Source organism: Pseudomonas lactis (genome assembly GCF_001439845.1).
GTDB classification, from domain to species: Bacteria; Pseudomonadota; Gammaproteobacteria; order Pseudomonadales; family Pseudomonadaceae; genus Aquipseudomonas; species Aquipseudomonas lactis.
Genome location: NZ_JYLO01000001.1, coordinates 60,442 through 81,870, shown reverse-complemented (window position 1 = coordinate 81,870; position 21,429 = coordinate 60,442). Strand labels below are relative to the sequence as shown.

Annotated in this window: 11 protein-coding genes and 1 pseudogene; all 12 read right to left on the bottom strand. The window is 59.1% G+C overall.

Annotated elements, in window-relative coordinates; all coding sequences use genetic code 11:
* Positions 1 to 15: 15 nt before the first annotated feature.
* The 12 genes and pseudogenes from TX24_RS00235 to TX24_RS00185 all read right to left on the bottom strand — a co-directional run bounded on the left by TX24_RS00235 (position 16) and on the right by TX24_RS00185 (position 21,418).
* The gene (locus TX24_RS00235) at positions 16 to 495 is read right to left on the bottom strand and encodes a hypothetical protein (RefSeq protein WP_057709501.1); all 480 of its coding nucleotides are present in this window, start codon (positions 493 to 495) and stop codon (positions 16 to 18) included.
* Positions 492 to 740 (bottom strand): hypothetical protein, encoded by a 249-nt coding sequence (locus TX24_RS31735; protein WP_137205040.1) that lies wholly within the window; start codon positions 738 to 740, stop codon positions 492 to 494. Before TX24_RS31735 ends, TX24_RS00235 begins: the two co-directional genes overlap by 4 nt.
* Positions 741 to 1,044: 304 nt before the next feature.
* Positions 1,045 to 1,713, bottom strand: a complete 669-nt coding sequence (locus tag TX24_RS00230; RefSeq protein ID WP_233453529.1) for a hypothetical protein — start codon at positions 1,711 to 1,713, stop codon at positions 1,045 to 1,047.
* Positions 1,714 to 1,842: 129 nt separating this feature from the next.
* Complete coding sequence (locus TX24_RS00225) at positions 1,843 to 2,199, bottom strand: hypothetical protein (protein ID WP_034134579.1); 357 nt, start codon at positions 2,197 to 2,199, stop codon at positions 1,843 to 1,845.
* Positions 2,200 to 2,597: 398 nt separating this feature from the next.
* A complete protein-coding gene (locus tag TX24_RS00220) occupies positions 2,598 to 3,029 on the bottom strand; it encodes a hypothetical protein (RefSeq protein WP_003187491.1) in 432 nt (143 codons plus the stop codon).
* Positions 3,029 to 11,029: a two-partner secretion domain-containing protein gene (locus TX24_RS00215; protein WP_082628726.1), complete on the bottom strand. Its 8,001-nt coding sequence runs from the start codon at positions 11,027 to 11,029 to the stop codon at positions 3,029 to 3,031. The genes TX24_RS00220 and TX24_RS00215 overlap by 1 nt, the downstream gene beginning before the upstream one ends.
* A 30-nt stretch (positions 11,030 to 11,059) precedes the next feature.
* Complete coding sequence (locus TX24_RS00210; protein ID WP_057709500.1) at positions 11,060 to 12,781, bottom strand: ShlB/FhaC/HecB family hemolysin secretion/activation protein; 1,722 nt, start codon at positions 12,779 to 12,781, stop codon at positions 11,060 to 11,062.
* Between the two features lie 491 nt (positions 12,782 to 13,272).
* Positions 13,273 to 13,749, bottom strand: a pseudogene (pgaD, locus tag TX24_RS00205) (poly-beta-1,6-N-acetyl-D-glucosamine biosynthesis protein PgaD).
* 2 nt (positions 13,750 to 13,751) lie between these two features.
* Positions 13,752 to 15,092, bottom strand: coding sequence for a poly-beta-1,6-N-acetyl-D-glucosamine synthase (pgaC, locus tag TX24_RS00200; protein WP_003187479.1), 1,341 nt, complete (start codon positions 15,090 to 15,092; stop codon positions 13,752 to 13,754).
* Positions 15,093 to 15,094: 2 nt separating this feature from the next.
* Positions 15,095 to 17,092: a poly-beta-1,6-N-acetyl-D-glucosamine N-deacetylase PgaB gene (pgaB, locus tag TX24_RS00195; RefSeq protein WP_057709499.1), complete on the bottom strand. Its 1,998-nt coding sequence runs from the start codon at positions 17,090 to 17,092 to the stop codon at positions 15,095 to 15,097.
* Positions 17,093 to 17,104: 12 nt separating this feature from the next.
* Positions 17,105 to 19,585, bottom strand: coding sequence for a poly-beta-1,6 N-acetyl-D-glucosamine export porin PgaA (gene pgaA / locus TX24_RS00190; protein WP_057709498.1), 2,481 nt, complete (start codon positions 19,583 to 19,585; stop codon positions 17,105 to 17,107).
* Positions 19,586 to 19,921: 336 nt separating this feature from the next.
* A complete protein-coding gene (locus TX24_RS00185; protein WP_003187474.1) occupies positions 19,922 to 21,418 on the bottom strand; it encodes a YdgA family protein in 1,497 nt (498 codons plus the stop codon).
* Positions 21,419 to 21,429: the final 11 nt, after the last annotated feature.

Below are 21,429 nucleotides of genomic sequence, written 5' to 3'. Positions count from 1 at the left end.
TATTAGCCAGACCTTTCAGTCCTCCCCCTCCACGGCTATAAAAACAAGAAATTCACTTTCAACAACATCCGAGGGGATAGACCTGTAAACAAAAATCTCATCTCCCAAATTCAAAATAAAAAGACGTTCTTCACAATCAAATGAAAAACCAACACCCACAACCCTATCCTCCACTGAGGATTTCACCAGAACAGCTGAGGACAGCGTTTTGTTTATAACATTACTAAAGCATGCATCGTCGGACATCGACGCAATTACTTGCGCGCCATACTCTTGCATATCGCATTCGGTTAATGGCTCCACGGATAGTCCTATCGAAGCCCCATCACTATCGCAAAATAAACGGCCAGGAATGTTTCCTTCAAAATGGAAACTAATCTCTTGTGGAAAGCCATGCGCCACCGAGCCTAAATTATGAATGAGTGCGTCCACCGACAAAAGCCTTTTGCCAATGGCAAGTATAAGCCACGCTTTCAACGAAGAATCTTTCATCATCTAACCTTCCCTTCCAGCGCACTTTTTACTGATGGATTTTGGTTGACGCCATCTTTCAAAATCGTCACAAACGTACCATTCGGCTTGGTCACCACGACATCATTGCCTTTAATTCTAAAATAGACATTGCCTCGCGCACCATTAGCTCCCTGCCCCGCGAAGGTCCCAGGGATAACCTTTGTGGCGTTATTCCCAATATCGTTAATCAAATCTGTAACAAATTTACGATCTGCGGCACAAGACAAAAGGGGACAGTTCTATTTAATAACTGGCATTTAGGGAGAAGATCAGCAATTGTGCTATTATGTTGCATGTTCTTGCGCTATTTCTGGCTATCCCGCTGAGGGACGGGTGTGATCTGCTGGATATTACTGGACGAAAATTAAACGCGAAGATCTAAAGCAGAATCTGGGCAGTTAACTCATAACTGCCCGACCGACTTACAAGAAACCATTTTGTTAAAGAACCACCAAAACAGAACCTTTACACCAACTCAACCAAGCCCAATCAAAACTGTAGTATATCAACCAATTTGACCAGACAAAAAAATCAAACCACTAAGCTCTTTAGTCGCTCACCCGCACTGAGTAGTTCGTCGGCAGAAAGCGGAGTATAACTAATTACAATCAAAACCCCCTCTTCAAACTCACACACTTCTTCTACATAACCATTCAACAAATCAACAAGTTCAAGCGGCCCTTTTCCGAAGGCGCGAAAACACAATTCCTTATCGAAATAATTCGCCGCATTTATACGGAAAACGCCATCCCTACCGTTAACGTCTTTTTTTGTAGCATCACAAGCTTCCAACACTAAAGGCCAATCGCTCCTCGTAACATTCCAATCATGTAAAGCTGAGCGATAGGAGCCAAACGCCTTTATATAAACAGGAAAAACAATCTTCAACAAATATGAATAGTCGACTTTGGAGGCTGTGAATTCAATAAATAGCGTATCATCAAACTGCGCATCATCCTGGAGATACTTCTGATCTCGCAGAGCATATGAAATTCGACCTTTAACGCCGACTGGAAGTAGCTTATCCAATGACACCGAGGTCACCAACTCGCTTCCAATAGGGGGGACTTCAAAGGCATCGTTCAAATTCCACGGAACGCCCAAATCGCCTATAGCTCTCAAAAAATCTTTATGCCTCTCTTCGATAGACTCTGAAACACTAGGCCTATGTCGAAATTCGAGTTTATATGTGGTAATCACCGTGCCACCCTTACAGAAATATTTCTGATATTTGGCTCATTAAGTATATCTATTAACAAAAGGAGGGCGATATATTTAGTACACCTTCAAATTTTAATTTAAATAAATCTGCCCCCTTTCCTTTTCAACTTATTCATCATCCCAAAACTGCCCCGGCGGCGCATAGTTGCCATCTTCCAAGATGCTGCACCATCCAAAAAGCCTATAAAACATTTCAAGATCCAATATTTGGTAGATATCAATATCAACTTTTTTTAACGTCACCCGACCGTGTGCATAGTGAGAGTATTGCCCACCTACCCCACCTATCGCTCTTTTTTCAAGTTCTGCACGATCCCACTCCAGAACGGTTCCTGCAGCTTCTGGCAAAGGGTCCAAAAATTCAATTTCAAACTCCGTTGCAATTTTGCAAATGCAAGGAATCCGCCTTTGCTCGAGCAGGCTGTGGGTTAACAAATTCTCGGGAAACTTAATGCTTAATTTCATTTCAGAGCATCCTTTGGAACAACAACATAACCTGAAAAATTCTTTTCAAAAGTAGTCGCGAGGCTAAAGTACTGCTTACCATGAGGATCACTGCAAAAGGGGACAGATTTATTTAATGCGCCTTTAAACTCTAATTTAAATAAATCTGTCCCCTTTTCTCGTGAGATTAAAAGGTGGTACCTACCCATCCATCTTTACTGGATACCCACGCAGACCGTGACGGCGCGCAACCCACAATCAGAAATACAACTACCATTATTACGCTAATTTTTTTCACGTTTTCTCTCCGTGAAAATGTGAAAAATGGGACATATTTATTTAATACGTTTTTCAACTCTAATTCTAAATAAGCCTTTCCCTTTTCTCACTTTTTTATTCATCTCCGCTCTGGCACCGACTCAACTTTTTCCATTTATATGATTTCGCCACGGCACGAGCAGTCCCTCCAACAAGACTCGATCAACAACACCATCATCAATGGCGCCGACAAAAGTTGTATCCAACTGAAACTCAAAGGAAATATTTTCCTTTTCCGATAACTTTTTTACGGCACAGACTATTTCTTCCACTTCATCTAGATTTTTTGAATCCATATCAACAGACAGTATATTCGGTTGCAGTGCTGAATAAATCTCCAACATTCCACCCACCACTTCCGCGCCCCCTTCGTCTATCGCGTCAATAAAGGTTGGCGGGGCAATGCTCCATATTCTTGACGCAGCGAGCTCATTCACGAGCTGCTGCACATTAGATCTAATAGACTGATCTAAGTCTTGAGCCACGTAGAAAATCAACTTTTGCTTCTCATGTTCTAGCGGTACGGAATGCATTATTCAGCTCCTTTTTTTGGAGGGTATGCCAGGAGAGCCGACCCTGGACCGCCTGGATTATATCTAAACCCTCCTGGCATATGCGCATCCAAATGCCGTGTATCAGGCAGTGGCACAGTAAGTGGCGAACCCTGAACATGGTGCATAGGAATTCTCTCGCCCTTTAGCCCTGCATCTTCAGGAAAAACCTTAACCCATGCATCGTCGACTTTTGGAGTCCGTCCTTTAGCAATCGCGGCCCGATTTTCAGTACTTAAGATTTGACCATACCCAAGGTCATCCCAATTATTACGCAGTGCTCTCCAATCTGCGGCATTTGTACGAACAACACCTGTCCTAGTCGCACCAGAAGTCACAATAGGCGCGGGAGGCACTACTTCGCCTGTCGCCTTTGGACCCGCCGCCTCTTCAAGGGAACCCGCGCCGACTTGGCTTCCTTTCCCCTTACCAGAGCTTGAACGTGAAGGCAGTGTGATCCCAACTCCGGCCTTAATTGCCTCCGCACCGAGCTTAACTAATGGCCCACCGCCCGCAGAGCTGATATCTGCTGCAATTTGGCTGGACGCGTCTAGGTTGTTCCCTATCACAAAACCAACCGCAGAAGCAGCACCGCCCTGCCCTTGGGATCTCAACCTACCTACCAGATCAACGAGTTTCTGATCATCGTTCGCCAAGGAAGTGGCAATACCTCGGCAGCGTTGCGGATCGCGTGCGCAAAGCGCATCCAACTCGTCATTTCTCTGCTGATCAAGTTCCGCATAGCGCTGCCTGACCTCACGCTTCTCTTGCTCCGTAGTCTTGCTATCTACCTCCCGAAGCATTTCCTCGACTTCTTCGTGGTAAAGATAGTTGAACGTCGTCGCCTTCTGAGCAATCTGAGAGCCTTTTTCCAAATCTCCATCGACCGCCGCAGCTGCTAACAAGCCTGTCAGCTGTGAAAGCATCAGCGTGATGTCGTCATTGCCTTGAGCAGCCCACACCAACTGATTGATGAGTGCCTCATTCAGCCCGGCAGCGGCAGCCCCGGTTTTGAAATCGCTACCTGTGGCTTCAGCCAGCAATCCCCCCATCAAAGCGTGCGCAATAATCTTTTGAGGGCTGCCATTGGGGAACGTGACGTAGTCACCCACCCAATTAAAACCGGTAGCCATTGCAACGTTGCCAGCCTCTCCCAACAGGGCCGCATTGAAGTTGTCGCCGAAGCTTCCCCCTTGAATGGCCGTCGATATTCCGCTAGAGATTACCGCCCGGCCACCGGTACGCAGCGCGATATCGCCTGCTGACGTCCAGGTGAAAATATCTTTGGAGGAGTTCGTAACCGCCAAGGTTGAACCCGTACTCGGGGTAACACCTTGGACTGTGCTTGTACTTGTGCCTGCACCTGCACCTGCACCGTCAGCACCAGCGAACCAATTGGTGTCGGCATACTCAAGAGCCCCCGCCGTGAACCCGGCAACTGCTGCGCTTTTCAGGCTATTGGCGCTGACCGTTTCCTTAAGCGCTGCACCCAAATTGCCTTTGTTGTTGATGGTGCTAGTGACTGCCGTCGTACTCAGGCTGGTGCTCACCGCAAGGGTGGCTCCCTGCAACCCGAATCCTACCGGCCCCATGATCGCCGCCATCATGATCGCAATCGCAATCTTGGCACCGGCGCCCAACCCTGAGTTGTCGTACTTGAAGCTCTCGTGAATCTCCTTTACCTGGCGCCAATCAATGTCGCCACGTGCCTCAGCTTGCTTGAGCCAGGCCAAATTAGGATCAGCCTTGACCATCGCATCAACGGTCTGGCTTACAGTCTGCTGATCGACCTGTTTGACGTCGATACGAATGCCTTCGGCGGCCTTGATGACAAGCTGTCCTTGGGCAACCAACTCGCTCTGACGCAAGGTTTCGTCTGTATTACCTTTGCCCTTAGCGCTGAACCACGAGAGGTCGCTTTTGCTCTTAGTGTGGCTCTCATCGTGCAGGTCCTTGACGCCTTCAAAGACAATTGCACCACCGCTATCAAGGATGATGTCCTTGCCGCTATTAAGCTTCGCAACTTGATACAGCTGGTCGCCGTCGCTTTTAAGGACTAGGTTGCCACCTGTCTTGATCTCGGTCCCTACCTGGGTGGTGCGGGTCACTTCATCCATCTGCGCCTTTTTAGCGCCCCAGCTTCCCTTCTCCTTCATGTCATACAACGTATGCGTACTGTTCTCAGCCGCCAACAAACTCAACTTATCCCCGCTATACAGATAAGCCTCATTCCCCGCACTGATCCTGCTCGCCACAATCGTGGTATCACGCCCTGCCTGGCTGACAAAATCCCCACCCGCCGTCAGCACGCTCGCCACTTGAGTGGTCTGGTCGTCCGAGGTCTTGATGCGTTTTTTGCCGTCCTTTTCCTTGCCCTCGACGTTGTGCATGTCGCTGACCGAGGCGACGTTGAGGTCGCGGCCGGCGGCGATGTTGAGGTCTTTGCCGGCCGTGGCATTGCTGCCGATGATGTTGACGTCTTGCCCGGCCTGCATGTTGAGGTTGCCGCCCGCCGTGACGCTGGCAGCGAGGTTTTTGACGTCGGTGGTGATGCTGGATTTCTCGCCGCCGTCGCGGGTCTCGTGTTTGACGCGGGTGTCGCTGGCGGCGATGAGGTTGAGGTCGCGGCCGGCGGTGAGGTTGGCGTCGTTGCCCGCTACCAGCGCGCCTCGGTTGGTGAGGTCGCGGCCAGCGTCGATGGCGAGGTTTTCGCGGGCGACGATGGTGCCGGCGCTGGTGTCGGTGAGGGTGCGCATACCGGCGCCGTCACGCACCTGGATGGCGGTGGTTTCGTTGGTGATATCGCCTTTGAGCGCCGTGAGGCTGACTTGCTTGCCGCGGATTTCGCCGGCCATGGCGTTGCGGATGCTGTCCTGGGCCAGCAGGCTGAGATTGTTGCCGGCTTCGACCAGGCCGCCGGTATAAATGCTGCCGCTACTGATGGCGGAGAGGTTGTTGCTGGCGCGCAGGGTGCCGACGTTGATCAGGTCGCCGCCGGTGACCAGGTTGAGGTCGCGGCCCTGGATGAGGCTGTTGCCGCGCACGTTGCGCGAGTCGGCCTGGGCCAGGTACAGCACCGGCACGAGGACGGTCTGGCCGTCAATGACGCGTTTTTCCATCCACACGATGTCGTGGGTCAGGGCGCCGACTTGCTGGTCGGTGAGGGCCACACCCAGGCTCAGGCGCAGGGCGTCTTTGCTGGCAAGGCCGTTGTCCATCAGGTAGCGGAACTGGTCGGCGTCGCTGTACAGGCCGCCGGCGAGGAAGCGCTGGCCGGTTTGCGCGAGGACGGCGTCGCGGATCAGGCGGGTTTCGTACTGGCCGTCACCGAGGCGGCGCCAGGCGTTGTCGGCGGTGAAACCGAGTTTGCCGAGCATGTAGTCGGAGCTGAAGAAGCCCGACACCGAGGTGAATTCGGGGTTGGTCTCGATCAGGTAGTGGCTGGTAGGGTCGGCGTTTTTGACGAACAGGCCGTACTCGCCCTTGGGCAGTTGGAAGGTGGGCGAGGTGGTGGGGTCGACCGGGGCAAACGCGGTGCCGGTGTAGTCCACGGGCACGAAGCCGCCACCAGGGGCCACGCCTACCACGGGCAATACGCTGCCAGGCGCCTGGGCGCTCGGGTCGTTGGCGTGTTTGCTCAGGTTGATGTTGATGCCGCCGACGGGGATGCCGGTCTGATCGTCGCCGAGGGTGCCGGTCAACTGGGCCAGGGTGTTGTTGTGCAGCGTGCCGTTTTGCAGGGTGCGGGCGACGTTGAGGTTGACCGTGCCGCCCGCTTGCAGGGTGGCGTCGTAGCCGGGGCCGCTGTTGTTGGTCCAGGTGGTGACGTCACTTGCGTAGGCGAACGGCAGGCTATTGGGTGAGCGGCTTTTGAGTTCTTCGAAGCGCGCCTTGTCGAAATTCCCGGCCGCCGTGGCCGCATTGAACGCGGGCACGTCGACATATTGCATGCGTTCAAACAAATCGTCGGAGACGTGACCTGGCGTGCCGATGACAAGCTTGCGCTGGCCCGTGCGCGTGGCGGCGCCCTGGTTGAGCAGGTCACCGGCAGTGATGCTCAGGTCGCCATTGGCGGCCATCAGGCTGTAGCGGTTCTGCACAGTGTCGCCTTGCAGCAGCATGTTTTTGCCCGCCACCAGGCGCGCCGCTACCGAGTCCTTGGTGGCCGCCTCAAGGTACGTCTCGTAGATGGTGATCTCGCCACGTTCCCAGTTGTCGCTTTCGCCGCAGTGCTGGCCACAGATCCAACTCAAGCTGCCGGTGGTCAGTGTTTGCCCGAGTTCGAATTCATCTTTGGCGTTTTCGATAAAGCCCGCATTGATGCCGATCGAGCCTTCGCTTTCCACGGTGCCGGAGCGGTTGCTGAACAGCACGGCACGCCCGCCATCGCGGGCGGCGAAGCTCAGGTTGCCTTTGCTGTAGACATCGCCATAGCTGTTGCTGAAGCCATTGCTGCGCAAGGTCATGTCGCCGCCGCTGAACAGCAGCGTGTTGGCGGCATTGGTGATGCCGTTGACTGCGGTGAGGTTCACTGCGCCCTGGGCACCGAGGGTGCCACGGTTGTTGATTTGCGCGGCGGCGATGTCCAGTTGCTGGCGGGCGGTGAGGAAGCCGAGGTTGTCCAGGGTGCCGCCCAGGGTCAGGCGCGCATTGGTGGCTGCCAGGCGGCCGCCGTTCTGGCTGAGGTTGTTGGCGACGACGGTGAGTGTTTGCAGGGCCGAGACGCGGCCGCTGTTGGTGATATCGCCGGTGGTGATGCTGATGTCACCGTCGCTGAGCAGTTCGCCGCCGTTGTCCAGGCTGGCCACGTTGAGGATCAAGCCCTTGGCGCTGGCCATGCGGTCGCCGGCCTTGAGGGCCAGCCCCTGGTCGCTCTTGTAGGTGAGCACGTCGTTGAGTTGCACACGGCCCAGGCCATCGACGTTGCCGAAGGCCCAGTCGGCGCTGCCCATGCCCTGGATATTGCCCTGGCTGCCTTCGAGGCTGGCGGTGTTGAGGTGGAACAGGCCGGTGCCGGCGTGTTGCAACATGCCGTTCTGGTTGTTGAAGCTGGCCGCGTCAAGGCTGAAGGCCTGGCTGCCGAATTCGAGGGTGCCGTTCTGGTTGTTCAACGCACCGCTGAGGTTGAGTTTGCTGCTGGCGCCGCCCAAGGCACGCAGTTGCCCGTTGGCGCTGTTATCGAGGTTGCCGCCAGTGAGGGTCAGGCCCTGGTTGGCTTCGATCAGGCCGCCCTGGTTGCTGAGGGTACCGCGTGAGGTCAGGTTGAGCTGGTTGCCGCTGATCTGGCCGCCCGCGCTGTTGTCGAGGCTGGCGCCGCTGACGGTCACTTGTTCTTTGCCGAACAGCTTGCCGCCACGGTTGGCCAGGGCTTCTACGGTCAGTTGCAGGTTGCCGACCAGGCTGGCCATCAGGCCGCCGCTGGCGTTGTCGACGCTGTTGGCGGTGACGCTCAGGCTGTCGCCCTGCACGGTGCCGCCTTGGTTATCCAGGCGGGTGGTGTTCAGTTCGGTGAGGGCGCCGCCGCTGAGAATCAGGCCCTTGCGGTTGCTCACATCCTGGCCGCTGGAGCTCAGGCCTTCGGCGCCGGCCAGCAGTTGGCCGTTGTCGTTGTTCAGGTGCTGGGCGGCGATGTCCAGGCGCTTGCCGCGCAGGGTGCCGCCGTCGTTGTTGAGGGTGGTGAGCTGCTTGACCAGCACGCTGCGTTCGTCCGCGTCGATCTGGCCGCCGACGTTGGTCAGCAGATCGCTGACCTTGAGCACCACGTCGCCGCCATCGCTGACCAGCACGCCTTTGTTGCTGTTGGTGAAGGTCTGCGCGGTGACGTCGACGGTCTGGCCCAGCAGGATGCCGGCGCTGTTGTCCAAGCGCTCGCCTTGCAGTTGCAGCAGGCCCTCGCTCTGGATGCGGCCCTGGGCGTTGAGCAACTGGCCCGGGCCTTTGAGCAGCAGGCTTACGCCCTGGGCGCCACCGGCCAGCAGGCCGGCGTTGCGGTTGTCGAGGCCGGAAGCGCGCACGTCGAGGTGGTCGCCCAACACGCGCCCGGCGCGGTTGTCGATATCGCCGCCAGCCACGTCGAGCAGCAGTTGCTTGCCGACGATTGTGCCGCTCTGGTTATCCAGGTGGGCGGCGTGCAGTTCGATATCGCCCTGCCCGGCCTGCAAGCGGCCCTGGGCGTTGTTGAGCTGTTGCGCGGCGGTGAGGGTGAGCTTGCCGGTGTCGGCGCTCAGTACGCCGCCTGCGTTGCTGCTGAGGGTGCCGGCCGTAACGTTCAGATCGGTGCTGGCCTGGGCGAAACCCTGATTGTTGTTGAAGGTGTTGGAAACGGCGAGGTTGAGCGCGCCGCCGTCGGCCTGGATCAGGCCCTTGAGGATGTTGTCGAGGTTGCTGGCAGTGACGGTCGCGGTTTTGGCCACCAATACACCGTTCTGGTTGTTCAGGGTGCCGGCGTTGACGGTCAGGTCGTTGGCGATGACTTGCCCGCCGCTGTTGTTCAGCTCGGCACTGGTGAGCACCAGGCTGCCACCGGCCATTTCGATACGGCCCTGGCGGTTGTCCAGCGATGCGCTGTTGAGCGTGGCGGCCTGGCCTTCGCCGAAGCGGATCAAGCCGCCGAGGTTGACGATGGCCGGCGAGTTGATCGCCAGGCTCTGCTCACCGAACAGGCGCGCAGTGGCGCCCTGGTTAGTGAGTTTGGCGCTGCTGACCTCGACGGTCTTGGCCTGGATGATCGCGCCCTGGTTGGTCAGCGCTTGTGCGGCGGTGATCGCCAGGGCGCGGCTGGCCAACAGGTTGCCGCTGGTGGTGACGGTTTGCGCGTTTACCACCAGGTCGCCCGTGGTGTTGCGGCTGTTATCGGCGGCGACGCCGGCTTCGATGATGCCGGGGTTGTTCACGCTGGCCGCGTTGATCTCGATGCGCTGGCCGGCGGCGATGCTCTTGCGGTTGACCAGGGCCTGGGCGCTGGTGACCTGCACGTTGCCGTTGGCGTAGACCTTGTCGGTGAGGTCGACGTTTTGCGCGGTGACTTTGACGTTACCGGTGGCCACCGTTTGCGCCATGCTCAGGCGCCCGTTGGCGTCGAGCTGAATATCGCCGCCACTGGCGGCCAGGGTGCCGTCGAGCTTCACGCCCACACCGGCCTCGGTGCCCACCAGTTTGATCGCGCCGGCATACATGCCGCCCAGGGCTGAGGAGTCGATTGCCAACTCGGGCTTGGCGCTGCCGTCATCGGCACGGGCGGTGGTTTTCAGGCTTTGCGCATCGACGTCGTTGCGCCCGGCGATCACGTTGAGTTCGCGGGCGTTGATTTGTGCGTTGATCTTGGCCGAGCGGGTGATGATGTCGAAGCGTTCGACGTTGCTGGCGTTCAAGCCCTGGCCGTCGATGGTCACGGCGCCGCCATCCACTTCATAGCGCTGCAATTGACCGCTGGCGTCGAGCACCGGTTTGCCGGTGGTGAGGGTGACGTTGGGGGTGTTGATAAAGCCGCAACCGCTGCACGTCACGCCGTACGGGTTGGCCACGATGACCTTGGCCGACTGCCCCGCCACTTCGGTATAGCCGCGCAACTGGCTGGGGCTGCCGCCGTTGACTTCGTTGAGGATGACGTTCGCCGCGCCGCCCTTGAGGTTGGGGTTGCCGACAATGATCCCGCCCAGTTGGGTGTTGACCATGGCGCCGTTGCCATTGTTGAGAATCACGCCGTTGGGGCCGACGTTGTAGTCCTTGAACTGGTTATGGGACAAGCCCGCGCCATTGGGGGTGGCGATGTTTACCACCGGCACGCCATTGCCCGCCGCGCCTACGGTGGTGCCCGGCGCACTGACCACAATGCCCTCGGCCTGGGCCAGCAGCGGCTGCCAGAACAGTGCGTTGGCAAGGATCAACGCCAGCCCGCGCTTGGGCAGGCCGAAGAACGCGTCCCGGCGCTTCAGGGCGGCAGAAGGTTGGCGGGCCAGGAAGGCGAATTGGCGAACATCCATTGTCAGGCTCTCATGCAGCGGGGCGTTGAATTACAGGAAGAAATCCATGCGAAAGTAGATCGGCGCTTCGCGCTCGGTGACTACACCGGGTCTTTCTAACGAATGAGCAAAGGTCACGCTGGTGCTGACGTGTTTGCCTCGGGCGAACAGCTCCAGGGAGTTGCTGGACACCCGGCCATGAACGTTGTCGTTGTAGCGGTCGTTGCGGATCACGCCTTGGTCGTAGCCGACACTGGCGCCGTACTCGGCGAAGGCCGGGCGCATCCAGTCGAGGGTCACCGGGCGCGCCCAGCGCACTTCGTTGCGCCAGTAGCCGCCGCTGTCGCCGGTCAGCAATTGGTCCTTGAAGCCACGCACCGAGGCCGAGCCGCCAAGGCTCATGCGCTGCGGCGAAAACAGTGGGTCTTCGCTGCGTTGCCCGGTGGCCAAACTGCTGAAGCTGAACGACTCGCCCCACAGGCTGAAAGGCTGCAGGTAGCTGACGGTGGCGGTGTATTTGCGGTAGCGCGCATTCGGCTGGCGACGGCCTGCTGGGTCACGCTCGTCTTGGGCCTGGGCGTCGAGCAGGCCGATGCCGCTTTGCATGCCCAGGTCCAGGTTGACGAAGGCACTGCCGATGCGCCGACCGTGGTTGACGCCCAATTGCAGTTCGCTGAGGCGGTTGCTGCTGGGCGCGGTGCGCACGTCGAGGATGTAGTTGTTGGTACGCAGGTGCGCCAGGCCGACGTTGACCGAGGTCTTGCTGACGTCATCGCGGTGGATCACCCGCTCGGCGCGCAGTTGGTGGTTCTGGTTGTCGCCGTCCTGCTTGTATTTGAAGCCGTCGGTCACGCCGTAGGTGCGGTAGTCACTTTCGCTGTAGGTATAGCTGAAGTTCCACCAGCCCCAGGGCACGTTGTAGTAGAGCATGGTGTTTTTCGAGGTTTTCTGGTGGTCGCTGATGGCGTCGTGGCCGCCGCGCAGCATCAGTTGGTCGCCCAGGCCCAGTGGGCTGTCCCACTCCAGGCCAGCGCCCCATTGCTGTTCGCCGGTGCTTTTCTGCCCGTCGTTGTTGCGCGACAGGCTGGCGCGCCAGGGCTGTTGCGCAGTGTTCTTGACCACCACATCGCTGCCGCCGATTTGCTTGCCGGGGGTGAGTTCCATCTGCGCTTGTTTGGACGGCAGGCGGTTGAGCTGGTCTACCAGTTGCTCGATTTCACGCAGGTTCAGCGCTTCGCCGACTTTGCCGGGAAAGGCCATGGCCAGTTCGCGGTCGGTCACTGTGCTGCCATCGGCGCTGCGCAGGGCTTCGAGCTTGCCCTCCACCACCAGCACTTGCAGATGGCCGGTGGAGAGGTCTTGCTGTGGCAGGTAGGCACGGCTGGTAACGCGGCCTTTGCCCAAGTAGTAGTCGGTGATGACCTTGAGCAGCTCGTTGAGCTGGGACACGCCCAGGCATTGGCCGATATAGGGCTTTAGCAGGCGCTCGCGGTCGGCCGCCGGCAGGCTGTCGGCGCCTTTGAGTTCGATGGTTTTGATGGGGAAGCAACGGGTGTCGGCCGGGGTTGCCGGGGCTTGGGGCTTGTCCGCTTTGCCGGGCAGGTCCTGGAGTTCCTGGAGGCGCCGCTGTTGCTCTTCAAGCAAGCGGTTCTGCCGGTCGCGGATCAAATCCTGATCGCCAGGCGTGGGGGCGGCGGATGCACTGTTCAGGCCCACGCAGGTGAGCAGGAAGGTGCAGAGCAATAACCGGGTCCATGGCAATAACGAAGACATGTTCGATCCATCGAAAATCAAGGGCCGCGAAACTAACATCGAACTTCCAGCTCGCCTAGAAACGGGCGAAGTGGGGCCGTTCGACTGATTAGTTTTCTAACCTGTTGATTATTAATAATAATTTTTCACCAAAAGAGTTTAAGTCGGGCACTTGCGGTGATTATTCCGACAAGCGGCAACTGTTTTGATGGCGATTCGACGAATGACTTTCTGACTGCCATTACTTAGCCATCAGGTGTTCGTCGAGTTAGGTTAGTACCGGAGAAGGGGGAAAAGTTCGCGGGGGTTTTGTGAATTGGATCCCATTTATCGGAATTCCAACAAGAGGAGTGAACCACTGCAGCGATGGGTGGAAATACTACCTGTGGGAGCGGGCTTGCCCGCGAAGGCGGTGTGTCAGTTAATAAAACTCTTACTGCACTACCGCTTTCGCAGGCAAGCCAGCTCCCACATTGGATCTTCATTGCTTTGAGCATTGCGTTCGCTTAACGCTAGCCAATGCCCTTGTCTTTGTCGGGCACCAGGGTCAGGCCGGGGCGTTCGACGTCGCGGGAGACGTGGGATTTCACTTCTTCGACGCCGCCTTCTTCGTCGTTGTGGATCACCAGCACGCCAGGGCGGCGCAGTTGTTCGAGGTCGCCATCGCCCAGGTTGAAACTTTCACTCAGGTGCTGGTCGCTCAGTGCATTCGCCTCGGCGCGGCGCTGGGCGAATTTGCGCCCGCGATGCTGCTGATAGCGTGCCCAGCTGATCAGGATCACCGCATTGAACAGCGCGATCCACAGGTAGACCTGCAAAGTGTTGAGCGCAGCAAAGATAGGCGCCTAGATGCGTGGGCCGCCGTGGGTTTCAAGCATGGCGCTGATGCCTCGCGCCAGCAGCCAGATCAACCCACCCCAGGCCAGCAGGGTCAGCAGCACATCGACGATCCACATCAGTGTGTTTTGGCGAGTTCTGACCAGTTTCATGATCACGCCTCCTCTTGTGCAGGTTTGATACCGCGGTCCGGGCTGACCCAGCGTGCGCGTTTCTGATGCTGGTTGAACAACACCTTGGGAAAGCTGACCAGGGTGGTGAGCAGGCTGACCAGCCAGAACACCATCGGGTACCACACGGTCCAGAACAGGGTTTTCCACAGGTCTTTTTCGTAGCGCCGGTCGATCAGGATGCTCACCGCAAACTGCAGCAGGCACACCATCGCCAGTACCAGGCCGGTAAACGCAGGTGGCACCAACGAGTCCACGGTAATCGCCGCCGGCAACGTGACGAATTTACCCACGGCCCAGAAGATCACCGACAGCAGGAAGGTAAAGGCCCAACCGGTGGACAGGCAGTATTCGAACAGCAGCGGCCACAGGTAGCGGTGGCGCCATTGCCAGATGCCGCGGATGTTCTTGAACAGCACTTCGGCGCCGCCCTGGGCCCAGCGCAAGCGCTGCTTCCACAGGCCGCCGACGGTTTCGGGCATGAGGATCCAGCACAGCGCGCGCGGCTCGTAGAAGATCGCCCAGTGATCGAGTTGCAGCTTCCAACTGACATCGATGTCCTCGGTGATCATGTCGGTGCTCCAGTAGTCGATGCGGTCCAGGGCTTTCTTGCGAAACGCCACCACCACACCGGAGACCGTGAAGATCCGACCGAATACCCGCTGGGTACGCTTGATCAAACCGATGATCGAGGAGAACTCGCCCACCTGCACCCGGCCGATCAGGGTGGAGCGGGTACGAATGCGTGGGTTGCCGGTGACGGCACCCAGGCGCGGGTTGTCGAGCATCGGCGCGACCATGTAGGCGGCCGCGTTTTTGTCGAGCAAGGCATCGCCGTCGATGCACACCAGGTATTCGCTGCGGGCAGCCACGGCGCCCATGCGCAGGGCCACAGCCTTGCCCTGGTTCTGTGCCAGATGCAGCACGCGCAAGCGCGGGTGTTGCAGCGCCAGGGCATCGAGTACTGCGGCGGTGTTGTCGCTGGAGCCGTCGTTGACGGCGATCACTTCGATGTTCGGGTACACCTGGCCGAGGGCCGCGCCAATGGTGTCAGCGACGTTATCGCCCTCGTTGTAGCAAGGGATGATGATCGAGATCAGCGGCTCGCCGGCCAGGGACGGCGCCGGCGTGTCTTCTTTCCACGGCCAGTGGCGTTCCCAATGCAGCCAGAAGTACAGGCCACCGGCGATCCATAGTGCCGACATGAACAACGGGTAGAAGAACACGAAGTCCATCAGGAACTGCCCGGTCACCAGGAAGATCAGGCCCAGGGGCAAGCCCAGTACCAGTGCCAGCACGAATATAGCCAGGATTCTGTCAACCATGATCAAGGGTTCCACTGGTTGGAAAGGGCCGGACGTATGGTCTTCAAGTCCGGGGAGTTTTCCAGGAAGTTGTCCGGGTAGTAGCCGAAACTGGTGACGCCCTGGCGTTTGAGTACACCCATCCACTCTGCCAATTGCTCAGCGCTGATATCCGGCGCGGCTTGGGTGCGCCAGTCTTTGGCTTGCAATTCGAAGATGGTTTTTTCCATCGCGCCGGGGCGCGTCTTGACCGTGGCGATGAGTTTTTCCAGCCAGGCGTTGGAGGTTTTCACTTCCTGGCCTTCCATCAACGGCATGGCCATCGGCGCTGTCCAGTCGTAGGCCTGGAGGAAGTCATCGAGGTTCTGCGCGAACCAGGTTTCGCTGCCAGGGTTGAGCATGGGCTCGGCGAAAATATTGCGCGCCGTCAGCACCTGCGGGCCACGGATGGCGCGGACCTTGGCGGTGAGCTCATGGGTAAAGTCGATCAGGTAGCGGCTTTTGAAGCGGGTCCAACGCTGCATCACGGCCGGGTCGGCACGCAGGGCGGCGATGGTGTTCGGCAAGCCTTGGGCGGCGTAGGCCTTGAGCGCTGCGGGGCTGGCGTCTTCGAAGTCGTTGAACACCGCGTCATCGTGGTAAAGGATGCCGTCGATCGGCCCTACACGCGCCAGGTCTTGGTAGATCTCACCGATGATCTGCCGCACCTTGGGATCAAACGGCGACAGGCGCTTGTATTGATCCGGGTCGGGGCCGACCTGTCCCGTTTTCGGGTCCCAGCGGGTGACACGCGGCAGCTTGGGGTCCAGGGCAAAACTCAGCACCGGCATCCAGGCGTACACACTGGCATGGGCACGGGTGTGCAACTGCCAGGCGACCCGGTTGAACAGATCGGCCCGCATCGGCAGGTGACGGTTAGGGAAGTACAGCGAATGCACCAGGCCGTCGCCCTTGGGGTCGGCAAAGGCTTGCAGGAAGACGGTGCCGGCGCCCATGTCCACCACGCGCTGAACCAACACGTCGAGGTTGCGCGCCTGTTGGGCCGGGTCGGGGTCGTACACGTTGTCCAAGTCTACGTGCAGCACGCGCATCGGCGCCTTGGCCTGCACAGCCACCATGCTGTTGGCAAAATGCTCGCCGTCCGGGTCGGAGGCCACCAGAAAGCGTGGGCTGTTCATCAGGTTGCCGAGGTCGTCGAGTCCATCCTCCAGGGTCAACGCCATTTCATAGCCGTGCTCGCCGACCACCGCCAACGAGGTGCCATCGGCGGCCCCGTACGGCCACACCCACACACGCGGCGCCTTGCCGGTGACGGTTCGAATTTTGTTCGAAATCGCGGCGACGTCAGCCCGCATGCGCGCCTGGAACTGCGCTTCGCTTTCGTAGCCGTTGGTCTTGGGGTCAAAGCTTCGCGTGGTGGCGGCCGGTTCCAGGTTGCCCTGGGGGTTGGCCAGGATGCCCTTGTGGTTGGCATCGGTGTGGGCGGCAATTTCCACCAGGCCCGACTGGGACACTTCGCGAATCTGCTGCCACGTCAGGAATTCTCCCCGTGGTCGTGGCGTACCGGCAAAATCCACCGGTTGATTCAACGGCGTGTCGATCCAGGACCCCACCGGCGCCAGCAATGCAGGCCAGTGGTAGGCGCGCAGAATCGGCATCACGCGGGTGTAGAAGCTGGAATAACCGTCATCGAAGCTGAGCATCACCGCCTTGGGCGGCAATGCCGGGCCGCCGCGCCGGGCTGCCAGGATCTGGTCGACGCTGACCGCCTGGTAGCCGTTTTCGCGCAGCCAGGCCAGCTGCTCGATCAATCGCTCTGTGCGCACCGCCACCACGGCTTGATCGGGGTCGCGATCTTCCACGTCGTGATAGGCAATGCCCAAAAAGTGGTTCTTCGGCCACGGCGCTTCGTTGGGCGCTATCGGCCGTTCGGCGGGTGGGGTGTAGGGCGCGGGTTGTTGGGCGCAGGCGGCGGCCAGCATTACACCCAGGACCAACAAGCAACGGCTGAGGACGTTCATGGTCAGGCTCTTTTAGAAACGGTAAGTGAGGTCGACGAGCAGGCGCAGATCGCGTTCGCGATCACCGTCATAAGGTCGGCTGATCAGGCTGAGGTTGGCGCCCATTTCCAGTACGTCGTTCCAGCGATAGCGTTGGCCGTAGCCAATCAAGCCGATACCGCCGGTGGAATAGTCACGCTGACTGTAGGTACCCGCGCCGATTTGGAACTGCTGACTCCACTGGGTTTCGTAGCGGTGATAGAGCACGTGATTGACGTTGATCATGGGCAACACTGTGAAGTCCGACTTCGGGTTGAAGTACACGGTGTCTTCCTTGCTGTTGCGGCTGGCGCCCACTTCCAGGCCCAGGTCCACTTGCACATGGGGCGAGCTGTAGAGGCCTTCGCGGCCGGTGAGCAAGGCTTCGAAGCGGTCGTTGCCATCGCTGAAATGGGACGGGCTGAGGGTCAGCTTCCATTCGCGGCTTTCGTTGGCGCGCCAGCGGATAAAACCGCTGCCGCCGTTGGCTGTGACGCCGTCATTCAGGGCCCGCAACGGTGTGGTGCTGAGCAAATAGCCAAGGCTGCCGCCGTATTGCCAGTGGTCGTTGATGTCGCGGGCAATCGACACGCTGGCGCCTTGCTTGGAACCGTCGCCATAGGAGTGGTTGGACACTTCGGCTTCGATGGTCATGTCACGGGTACGACGCTCCACGCCCACGCGCTGCCAGCGATGTTGGCCAGTGCCTTCCTCGAAGTCGGCGGTGGCATAGCCGGCACCGGCGAACAGGCGCCAGTCTTCGTCGATGGGCGGCGTGTAGATCACGCTTTCGATGCCCCAGTCTCGGCTGCCGGAGACGGCACCGGCGTCGTTGTTATTCCCGCCACCGTAGCTTTTGCCGGTGTAGGCCTCGACACGCAGCTCGGCCATGTCGTGCACATCGCGCAGGCGGCTCAGGCGCTGCACCTGACGGTTGTCCGGGTTGCGGGCGAGCACGTCGTCGGTGAGCGTGTCCATCTGCCGCCACTCTTGCAAGTCCATGGCGGTATAGGCTTGGGAGACTTCCAGGCCGATGTCGCGGGGGGCCTGGGTTTCGGTTTCCTTGAGCGTGCCTTCGGCGCGGCGCGGCCAGTCGCGGGCCCGGTACATGTCGGCCTGGGCCAGGCGCAGACCCACGTTGCCGGGCGCCTTGGCCACCAGCGCTTCCAGGCTGGCTTCGCTGCCGGGCAGGTCACCGCCATAGGTACCGGCCTGGGCGGATAATTGTTGGGCGTCCATCCAGTTGTCATTGGGGTTACCAATGGGCAAGCCCTTGAGTTCAACGCGGGGGTTTTGCTCCTTGGCCAGGTTGTTGGCGACCTGGCGGGCCTCTTCGACCTTGTCGCTTTCCAACAAGGCATAGAACAGCGCCGTGCTGTCATCGACCCGATAGCTGGCGTCGGTGTCGGGCGCGGTGAGTACCTGGCGGTACAACGGCTCGGCCTTTTCCGGCTGGCGCTGTTCCAGGTAAGAGCCGGCGACCCAACGCAAGGCGTAGGTGGGCAGTTGCACGCCTTCGCCAGTGAGGGTCTGGTAATCGCGGATCACCTCGGCATGCCGTGCTCGCGCTTTGAGCGCGCCCAGACGGTCGATGCGCCAGCGGATGACATCGTCCTTGGCTGTGGCGTCGGGGGCCCAGCGGCTGATCAGTTTGTCGTAGTCCTGCAGGGCACGGTCAGCGATGACGTAGCGTTCCTTTTCGCTGCGCGTGGCGAACTCGGCCATACGCACACGCTCGGCGGCAAGGTCGCCTTCGAGGCGGCGCTGGGTGACGGCGTCCACCAGCCCCGGGCGCTTGGCTGAGAGGCGCAGTGCCGGCTCCGGCAGCCGCGCCTTTTGCAGGGCGACGATGTATTCGCGGGCCACTTCGGGCTTGTCACCGGCGCGGATAAAGGCTTGGTCGAACTCGAACAGCGCGTCGTAGTTCAAACCGGCACGTGTCAGCGCATAGCCCAGGGCCATGCGGCGGTTGGGGTCATTGGGTTGGGCCGCCACCAGCGTACGCAGGCGTTGCACCGCTTCGTTGGCTTTACCGCCATCGGCCTGGGTGAGGGCCTGGCCCAGTTGCAGGTCGATGTTATTGGGTTCACGCAGCAACGCCTGGCGATAGACCGCTTCGGCCTGAGCCCACTGCTTTTGATTGCGATAAGTGCGCGCCACGGTGGCGAGTGCCTGGGTGGTGAGGTTGCGATGCTTGCCCTGCGCTTCGTACACCTTGAGCACTTCGGCGTCTTGCCCGGCCCAGCCGGCAATCACCAGGTGGTCACTGACCTGGCCTGGGGTCTGGCGTTCGGCGGAGAGTTGGCGCAGTTGGGTCAGCGCCGGCGTGAAGTGGCCGTTGCGGGCCTGGATGATCAGGGCGTCGTAGGCTGGGTCGGCAAACGCAAGGCCTGGAACCAGCAATTGGCTGCACAGGGCGGCCCCGATAAGCAGACGCAACCGGCCTGAGGCACTGTAGGGGTGGTTTCGCAGCATATCGTGAGCTTCCTTACACACGGAAAGCCCTAACGATAGATGGTCCTGAGCGAAACGCATCAGGGTGTCGGCGTCTCGGGACCCGACCTAGCTTTCCTGTAGGAACTATCTCTTAGCGAAGTAGGGGGAAGCACAATTTCGAACAATTGTTCAGAATTGTACGATTAATATTTTTTGCCCCTCACAAAAAACAAACGTGGGAGCCGGATTCGGGTGGGAGCCGGGCTTGCCCGCGATGCAGGCACCTCGGTTATTCAGCCAGACCGAGGCGATGCTATCGCAGGCAAGCCAGCTCCCACACAAGCCCGCTCCCACATTTTTTACTGCATTTCAGGTTTATTGGGCGCCGCTGACCGCACCGGCTTTGGACATCACAAAGCTGAGGAACTGCTCAACGGTCATCTTCTGGCCGTTGAAGGTCACTTCGTTATTGGCGTAGTGCAGCTTGGAGACCACATCGGTACCCACCAGGGTCGCCAGTTGAGTGCCGACCGCCATGCTGCTGACCATCTCGGCCGCCATCTGCGATTGCTGCTCGATGGCTTGCGGGTCGGTCACGCCGCCCACCTGGGCTTGCAGGGCCGCCACGTCGCTGATCATCGGCTTGGACAGGGTGAGGTTGGCATCCAGCAGCGAGACCATTTGCTTGCCCAGCTCAACCGGTGGCAGTTCCATGGACGTTGGCTTGGTCAGGTCCACCACCAGGTTGAACTTGCTTTCGCCACGGGTGGTTTTGAGCGACAGGTTTTCCACGGCCAGTTGCGGCTTGGCGGCCAGCACCTGGTTGACGTTGGCTTCGGCCAGGGCTTGCTCGGCTTCGGTCATTTGCAGCTCCGGCACCGGTTGACCGGCAGCGGCGGCGGCTTGCACCGGTTGCATTTTGTCCTGGTAGAGCTTGGTCAGCACCAGCATCGCCGGGATGTCGACGTTCTTCATGCTCACGGCCATGGCGGCCGAACCGACTGCTTTGCCCTGGTAGCCGATCTCGTCGATCTTGTAGTCGACGCGGCCAGCCAGGTTGTTGTCCTTGGTCTCGCTGGAGTCTTTCTGCTCGAAGCCTTTGAGGGTCAACACGGCTTTCTGCGGGCCGAAGGTGACCTTGGTGTCGGTCAGCTCCACGGTGTTCTGGCCGGTGTAGAAACCGAAGGTGGTTTTTTCCAGGTTGCTGGCCACGGTCAGGCCGGCCAGTTCCGCTTCGAACGGTGCGCCTTCGGCGTCCACTGCGGCAACTTTGAGGCTGTTCATGAAGCCTTCGGCCTTGACCTTCTGGCCTTCGGCGCTGCTGTCGAAGTTGAGGTTGGCGCCGGAGAAGCTCACCGACGAGGTGGCATCCTTGAATTCCAGAGGCAGCAATTCGATGTTGCCGCTGACCGAACGGCTATAGCCGATATTCGCCACGCCTTTGAGCGGCGACACGTCTTTGCTGGCGGCGAACCATTTTTCGGTGGTGGGGTTCTTTTCCAGTTCGTAGTGACTGGTGGCCATGACCGGCAACCACTTGAGGGTCACCAGGCGCGAGAACGGCAGCGGGCCGTGTTCGATATGGTCGACGAACAGCAATTCAGGGTTCGGGTTGTCTTCGCCGAACACGCTGCCTTGGCCCTTGAGGCGATAATGCGCGGTGCTGCTGAACACGCCACGGTCCAGGGACACCAGCTCCAGGGTCACGCTGCCATCGACGCCGGCCATGGAGGTCTGCAGTTCTTTATTGGCGCTCTGGATAGCGGTTTGCAGGACCGGCTCCAGTTGTTTACCGGTGTACCAGGCACCGCCCGCACTGACGGCGCCGACGGCGACAACAAAACCCAAGAAAACAACGGCTGGCTTATTCATGAAGTGACCTG

Coding starts and splice junctions, on each gene's coding strand:
- TX24_RS00235 (WP_057709501.1), bottom strand. CDS start 495: ATGATGAAAGATTCTTCGTTGAAAGCGTGGCTTATACTTGCCATTGGC.
- TX24_RS00225 (WP_034134579.1), bottom strand. CDS start 2,199: ATGAAATTAAGCATTAAGTTTCCCGAGAATTTGTTAACCCACAGCCTG.
- TX24_RS00220 (WP_003187491.1), bottom strand. CDS start 3,029: ATGCATTCCGTACCGCTAGAACATGAGAAGCAAAAGTTGATTTTCTAC.
- TX24_RS00215 (WP_082628726.1), bottom strand. CDS start 11,029: ATGGATGTTCGCCAATTCGCCTTCCTGGCCCGCCAACCTTCTGCCGCC.
- TX24_RS00210 (WP_057709500.1), bottom strand. CDS start 12,781: ATGTCTTCGTTATTGCCATGGACCCGGTTATTGCTCTGCACCTTCCTG.
- pgaC (WP_003187479.1), bottom strand. CDS start 15,092: ATGGTTGACAGAATCCTGGCTATATTCGTGCTGGCACTGGTACTGGGC.
- pgaB (WP_057709499.1), bottom strand. CDS start 17,092: ATGAACGTCCTCAGCCGTTGCTTGTTGGTCCTGGGTGTAATGCTGGCC.
- pgaA (WP_057709498.1), bottom strand. CDS start 19,585: ATGCTGCGAAACCACCCCTACAGTGCCTCAGGCCGGTTGCGTCTGCTT.
- TX24_RS00185 (WP_003187474.1), bottom strand. CDS start 21,418: ATGAATAAGCCAGCCGTTGTTTTCTTGGGTTTTGTTGTCGCCGTCGGC.